Source organism: Streptomyces sp. NPDC097619 (genome assembly GCF_040302735.1).
Taxonomy (GTDB): Bacteria; Actinomycetota; Actinomycetes; order Streptomycetales; family Streptomycetaceae; genus Streptomyces.
Genome location: NZ_JBEOSD010000260.1, coordinates 1 through 6,454 on the forward strand (window position 1 = coordinate 1; position 6,454 = coordinate 6,454).

5 protein-coding genes are annotated in these 6,454 nt (G+C 76.7%); 3 read left to right on the top strand and 2 right to left on the bottom strand.

The window, feature by feature from the left end:
- Window positions 1-166: 166 nt before the first annotated feature.
- Window positions 167-406, bottom strand: coding sequence for a DUF397 domain-containing protein (locus tag ABTZ17_RS35690; RefSeq protein ID WP_352199977.1), 240 nt, complete (start codon window positions 404-406; stop codon window positions 167-169).
- Between the two features lie 194 nt (window positions 407-600).
- Window positions 601-2,646, bottom strand: coding sequence for an FUSC family protein (locus ABTZ17_RS35695; protein ID WP_352199973.1), 2,046 nt, complete (start codon window positions 2,644-2,646; stop codon window positions 601-603).
- Window positions 2,647-2,804: 158 nt separating this feature from the next.
- Here ABTZ17_RS35695 and ABTZ17_RS35700 point away from each other — a divergent pair, with 158 nt between their 5' ends.
- The 3 genes from ABTZ17_RS35700 to ABTZ17_RS35710 all read left to right on the top strand — a co-directional run bounded on the left by ABTZ17_RS35700 (window position 2,805) and on the right by ABTZ17_RS35710 (window position 6,236).
- A complete protein-coding gene (locus ABTZ17_RS35700; RefSeq protein ID WP_352199974.1) occupies window positions 2,805-2,999 on the top strand; it encodes a twin-arginine translocase TatA/TatE family subunit in 195 nt (64 codons plus the stop codon).
- Between the two features lie 155 nt (window positions 3,000-3,154).
- Window positions 3,155-4,363 carry a DUF2786 domain-containing protein gene (locus ABTZ17_RS35705; protein ID WP_352199975.1) on the top strand — a complete coding sequence of 403 codons (1,209 nt, stop codon included), beginning with the start codon at window positions 3,155-3,157 and terminating at the stop codon, window positions 4,361-4,363.
- A 178-nt stretch (window positions 4,364-4,541) separates the two neighbouring features.
- Window positions 4,542-6,236, top strand: coding sequence for a bifunctional 3'-5' exonuclease/DNA polymerase (locus ABTZ17_RS35710; protein WP_352199976.1), 1,695 nt, complete (start codon window positions 4,542-4,544; stop codon window positions 6,234-6,236).
- The last annotated feature ends 218 nt before the right edge of the window (window positions 6,237-6,454 follow it).

Below are 6,454 nucleotides of genomic sequence, written 5' to 3' on the forward strand. Positions count from 1 at the left end.
GACATTCCGTGACGCTGGAAGCGGACCGGATGCCGGTAGACCCCGCCCCGGCCAATGCCCGATCCGCGCTCACCTCCGCGACCGGCCGGGCCTCCCGCACGTACACCCGGCCCGCGTCGGGCGCGGCGCGCTCCGGACGTGATCAGGGCACGATCAGGGCGCGCGGTCAGGGCGCGATCAGGTGGTCGAACTCGCCGTCCTTGATGCCGAGGAGCATCGCCTCGATTTCCGCCGGGGTGTAGACCAGCGCGGGGCCTTCGGGGAATCGCGAATTGCGGACGGCCACGTTCCCCCCGGGCAGCCTGGCAAACTCCACGCAGGAACCCTGCGAGTTACTGTGCCTGCTCTTCTGCCAGACCACCCCGTCGAGTTCTGTGGCGGCCATGCCGTTGTACGCGTGGTCCACAGGAAGCCCCCGATAGTGCGATGTCAACTGCACCGGATCATAGCTGTGTTCATATGCGGCTGCATGGGCAGATGCACGTGCACGCGCGGTGCCCGGACGGTCACAAAGAGCGGGAGCGGCAGGTCAGCAGGGGCTCCGAAGTGTCGGACCGTCAGATTCCGCCGCCCCGGGGGCCTCCGTCGGGGCCCCGCGGGTCAGCTTTCCAGGGCCGCCGAGAGCCGGTCGAGGTCCGTCACCAGCTGACCGGCGCCCTCCAGGAAGACCGGGTGTCCGGCGGCCGCGCACGCCGCCAGCGCGGCCCGGACCGGCTCCCAGTCGGGGACCCGGCGCTCCCGGATCTCCCGGGCGGCCCGCTCCGCCGAGCCGGCCAGCGCCTCCGCGAGGGCGGCGGCGCCCGGCACCGGTGGCGCGTCCCGATCGGGCAGGTGCGCCTCCAGGATCATCGCGTCGCGGCCCAGCCGGGCCAGCGCGTCCCCGGCCCGCTCCGCCGCGTCCCGGGACAGCCCGCGGTGCCGGACCGGCTCCCCCGCGGCCCGCGCCACCGCCTCCCGCCAGGCGATCCGGGTGGCGCGCACCGCGAGCAGGGCCTCCCGGACCTCGGCCCGGCGGGCCCCCGAGGGGTCGGCGTACCGGCGGAGCACCGCGGCCGCGTACCGGCCGTCGGCGGCGGTCCAGTCCGCGAGCCGGGTGCGCAGCCGCGGGGTCTCCCAGGCCGGGTAGAGGGCGTACCCGACCATCGCCAGCACCCCGCCGACCAGGGTCAGGGCCACCCGGTCGGGCACCGTCTGGTCCCAGCGGGTGCCGCCCATGCCGAGCAGGAAGACCACGTAGGCGGAGACGAAGACCTGCGAGACGGCGTACCCGGTGCGCATCAGCGTGTACATCAGGAAGGCGCTGACCACGGCGAGCAGCCCGGACAGGTACCGGCCCGGCTGGAGCAGCTGGACCACCCCGGTGGCCAGGGCCACCCCGGCGAGGGTGCCCGCGAACCGGGCCACGGCCCGCGAGTAGGTCTGCCCGAAGTCCGGGCGCATCACCATCACGGAGGCCATCGGGGCCCAGTAGGCGTGCCCGAAGGGCAGGGCGTGCCCGATCACGTACCCGGCGGAGGAGACCGCCGAGAGCCGCACCGCGTGCCGGAGGATCGGGGAGTCCGACCGCAGTTCGGCCCGGACCGCCCGCAGCGCCAGCGGCACCAGCCGGGGCAGGGTGGGCCGCACGAGGGAATCCTCGGGGCTCGCGGTCCGTCCGGAGCCCGGCGCGGCGGTCTCCAGTACGTCGTCCAGGAGGGCGGCGAGGCGGAGGGCGGCCCGACGGGGGGCCCCGGTCAGCAGCTCCCCGGTGTCGGGTGCCCGCAGCACGCCCAGGGCCGGGCCGGGCAGCCGGACCTCCTCCCCGTGCCGGATGGCCCGGGCCGCCGCGTCCAGAGCGGTGCCCGCGGCGGCCAGGAGCTCGCGGACCCGGTCCCGGGCCGGGCCCTCCGCCGGGACGCCGACCGCCGGGTCGGCCAGGGAGGCCAGGACCGGCCGGATCCGCTCGGCGAGCCCGCGGGCCCCGTGCAGCTCGGCCGGGCGGCGGCGGGCCTGCCGCGGGGTGAGGGTGGCGGCGGCCCGGGCGGTCATCAGCGGCTGCGGGTCGAAGGCGGCGCGCGGCTCGTGCCGCAGCCGGCGGGCGTAGTCGGCCTCGGCGGCCAGCGCGTCGGCGAGGGCGTCCCGTTGGGAGCCCCAGCGCCGGATCGGGAAGAGCACGATCAGCAGGGCCTGCACCACCCCGCCCGCGGCGATCATCGCGGCGTGCCCGGCGGCCTGGGCCACGGAGGTCGGGAGGGTGACCGTGACCAGCATGATCGCGACGTTGCCGGAGGCGATGATGCCCGCCGTCGGCCCCGCGGCCCAGGCCAGCCCCGCCAGGAAGGTCCACACCGCGAGCAGGGCCAGGAAGGCGGCGGTGTGCGAGGCCCCGACCAGGTAGCCGACGAAGGTGCTCACGGCGAGGGTCACCCCGGAGGCGAGCGCCAGTACCGGCCTCGGCCGCCAGCTCCGCTGGAAGGTGGCGATGGCCGCCTGGAAGGCGCCGAAGGCGGAACTGGCCGCGGCCCCGGGGCCCAGGAACACCAGTCCCGCCCCGATCACCAGGGCCAACCCGACGGCGGCCCGGGCCGCGACCAGCGGCTCCAGACGGGTGCGCTCCACCGTCACGGCCGAGCGGGCGGTGTCCTTCAGCGCCCGGAGCCAGCTCATGGGGCAGAGGATATCCGTTTTCGACCTTTCTTCAGATCTTCTTCAGATTTGTCCGACACGGCCGGGAGGGGGTTCCATGGCCCGGTCCGGCCCGGGCACCGGCCTCCGGTACGGCCCGGACGCCGTCCTGCCCCGCACCCGAGGAAGTGGGTACGCCCGTGCTGAGAAACGCCCTCGAACCCTGGCACCTGGTGGTGCTGGCCGTGGCCTGCCTGCTGGTCTTCGGCTCCCGCAAGCTGCCCGACATGGCGCGCGCCGCCGGCCAGTCGATGCGCATCCTCAAGGCGGAGACCCGCGCCCTTCGCGAGGAGGACACGAAGCCGGGCCCGCCGGAGGACCCCTCCCGGCGGTAGCGGGGACCCCTCCCGGCGAGCGCGGGCGACTCGCGGCGAGCGCGGGCGACTCGCGGGGCGCGGAGGTCCGGGCAGAGGCCGGGGTCCGGGAGGCCGGGGTCCGGGGCCGAACCCCCGAAACGGGGAGGAACGCCCACGCTCCTTACCCTGAGGACATGCGCCCCCTCGTCGAGCAGGCCTTCGCGGCCGCCCTGTACTCGCAGGACGACACCGGCCTCGACACCGGTGCCTCCCTCCTCGCCGCCGACCCCGCCGCCTGGCCGGAGACCGGCCGCGAGCTGCTGCGCCGCGGCGGGGAACTGGTGCGCCGGGCGTGGGAACGGGGCTGGCAGCCCGCCGACCTGACCCGGCTCGTGCGCCGCGAACTCGACGGGGAGCACCTGCGGCTGGCCGCCGACCTGATCGCCGCCGAGGGCCGCCGGTACGGGCCCCACGAGCTCACCGAACGGTGGCGGGCCCAGCTCGCGGAGTGCGGGGCGGAGCGGGTCTGGTGGGAGGGGGACGACCGCTGGGCCCCCGAGCGGGCCCGCCGGGAGTCCGCGGACCGCTTCGGCCTGGCCACCGCCCTCCTGGAGCTGCTGCGCCTGCTGGTCCGCCTCCCCGGACTCGAACCGGTCGGCCCGGTCCCCGGGGACCCGCTGGCCGGAGCCGCGGAGGCGCACGGGGACCCGAAGACCCTGGGCCGGATCCGCGCCCTGCTGGCCAAGGCCGAGGCCACCACCTACCCGGAGGAGGCCGAGGCGCTGAGCGCGAAGGCGCAGGAGCTGATGGCCCGGCACACCGTGGACGAGGCCCTGGTCGCGGCCCGCGGCGGGGCACCCGCGCGACGGCCCGGCGCCTGCCGGATCGGGGTGGAGGCCCCCTACGAGGAGGCCAAGGCGGTGCTGCTGGACGCGGTGGCCGGCGCGAACCGCTGCCGTGCGGTCTGGAACAGTGCCTTCGAGTTCTCCACCGTGGTCGGCTTCGAGGCCGATCTGGAGGCCGTGGAGCTCCTCCACACCTCCCTGCTGGTGCAGGGGACGGCCGCCATGACCCGGGCGGAGGCCGCCCAGCGCGCCGGCGGACGCAAGCGGACGAAGACCTTCCGACAGTCCTTCTTCCTGGCCTACGCCGGCCGGATCGGGCACCGCCTCGCCGAGGCCGCCGAACAGACCCTGGCCGCCGAGGTCTCCGCGACCGGCTCCGGCCCCCTGTTGCCCGCCCTGGCCGCCCACGACCTCGCCGTCGGCGCCCGCGCCGACGAGCTCTTCCCCCGCACCACGACCAGCCGGCTGCGCGGGGCCACCGACGAGGCGGGCTGGACGGACGGCATCGCGGCGGCCGACCGCGCCCGCGTCGCCCCGGGTCGCGAGAGCCTGCCGTAGGCCGCGCCCTCCGGGTCCCTCGGGTCTTCCGGGTCTCCCCGGTCTCCCGGGTCCTGTGCGCCTCCCTGGTTCCGTGCGCCTTCTGGGTCCCCCGCGTCCTCGGGTCCGCCCGGCGGCGCCCGGCGCGGCTCGGAGCGGCTGCGGCCCGTTGTCGGTGGCCGCTGTCAGACTCGTACGCATGAGCGGGCGCTGGGCACTGGCCGAGGCGGCGGACGGGGGCTGGCAGGCCGTGCCGCTGGCCGCCGACGGCACGGCCGCCGGGCCCGTCCGCGGTCTGTCCGGCCCGGCCGAGGCCCTGGCGGCCGCCCCCGCCGACACCCGCTGGGTCTGGCAGAGCAGCCCCGAGGTCTATCCCCGGCTCCTCGCCGAGGGCCTGCGGGTGGACCGCTGCTACGACATCGAGGTCGCCGAGCTGCTCCTGCTGGGCCACGAGGGCCGCTCCGGCGAGCCCCGGTCCGCCGCGGCCGCCCTCGCCCGCCTGCACAAGGCCCCCGTGCCCGCGGACCCGCCGCCCCGGTCCGCGGTCCCCGGCACCCAGTCCGCCCTCTTCGAACCGCAGAACACCCCGCTGCCCCTCGCCGACCTGCTGGAGGTCTACGCCGAGCAGCAGCGCCGCCACGGCGCCGCCGAACACCCCGGCCGGATGCACCTCCTCACCGCCGCCGAATCCGCCGGGACCCTCGTCGCCGCCGAGATGAACCGCTCCGGGCTGCCCTGGCGGGCCGACGTGCACCGCGAGCTGCTGACCGGCCTGCTCGGAGAGCGGTACGCGGGCGGAGGGCAGCCGCGCCGCCTCGCCGAGCTGGCCGACGAGGTCTCGGCCGCCTTCGGCCGCCGGGTCCGCCCCGAGCTGCCGGCCGACGTCATCCGGGCCTTCGCCGCGGCCGGGATCCGGATCCGCTCCACCCGCCGCTGGGAGCTGGAGGAGCTGTCGCACCCGGCGGTGGCACCGCTGCTGGAGTTCAAGAAGCTGTACCGCATCCACACCGCGCACGGCTGGTCCTGGCTCCAGGACTGGGTGCACGAAGGGCGGTTCCGCCCCGGGTACGTCCCCGGCGGCACGGTCACCGGCCGCTGGGTCACCAACGGCGGCGGCGCCCTCCAGATCCCCAAGGTCATCCGGCGGGCCGTGGTCGCCGACCCGGGCTGGCGGCTCGTGGTCGCCGACGCCGACCAGATGGAGCCGCGGGTGCTCGCCGCGGTCTCCCGGGACCCGGGGCTGATGGCCGTGGCGGGCCGCGAGGAGGACCTGTACACCGCCATCTCCCGGCAGGGCTTCTCCGGCGACCGCGACCAGGCCAAACTCGCGGTGCTCGGCGCCGTGTACGGGCAGACCTCCGGGGACGGCCTGAAGAACCTGGCCGCGCTGCGCCGCCGCTTCCCGCTGGCCGTGGCCTACGTGGACGAGGCCGCCAAGGCGGGCGAGGAGGGCCGCCTCGTCCGCACCTGGCTGGGCCGCACCTGCCCGCCGGCCGCCGGGGGCGTACCGGCGGGCGAGGAGGAGGGCCTCCCCCAGGAGGACCCCGCCGAGCCGGCCCCCGCCCCCGACACCGCCTGGGTCCCCGGCTACGCCTCCGGGCCCGGCCGGGCCCGCGGCCGCTTCACCCGCAACTTCGTCGTCCAGGGCAGCGCCGCCGACTGGGCCCTGCTCATGCTGGCCGCCCTCCGCCGCTCCCTGGCCCCGCTCCGGGCCGAGCTGGTCTTCTTCCAGCACGACGAGGTGATCGTGCACTGCCCCGCGGAGGAGGCCGAGCAGGTCGCCGACGCCATCCGCACGGCGGGCCTCCTCGCCGGCCAGGTCACCTTCGGCGACACCCCGGTCCGCTTCCCCTTCACCACGGCGGTGGTCCAGTGCTACGCCGACGCCAAGTAGCCCCGCCGGCCCGGCAAACAGCCCCCGAAACCGATGCGCTCGAACGCCGCGCGGGCTCGATCACGCCCAGCCGGCCGGGGGCCGCACCCGACAACGAACGGCACCATAACCAGCCCCGCCGGCGATTGAGGCGCGGGGGCCTCAAGGGCGAGAAGTACGCCGCCAGCGGGGAGTCGGCGCGCGGTCCGAGGATGTTCGCGAAGCGCAGCACGCAGACC

Excerpts from the sequence above, each read along its gene's own strand:
- ABTZ17_RS35695 (WP_352199973.1), bottom strand. The coding sequence starts at position 2,646 with ATGAGCTGGCTCCGGGCGCTGAAGGACACCGCCCGCTCGGCCGTGACG.
- ABTZ17_RS35705 (WP_352199975.1), top strand. The coding sequence starts at position 3,155 with ATGCGCCCCCTCGTCGAGCAGGCCTTCGCGGCCGCCCTGTACTCGCAG.
- ABTZ17_RS35710 (WP_352199976.1), top strand. The coding sequence starts at position 4,542 with ATGAGCGGGCGCTGGGCACTGGCCGAGGCGGCGGACGGGGGCTGGCAG.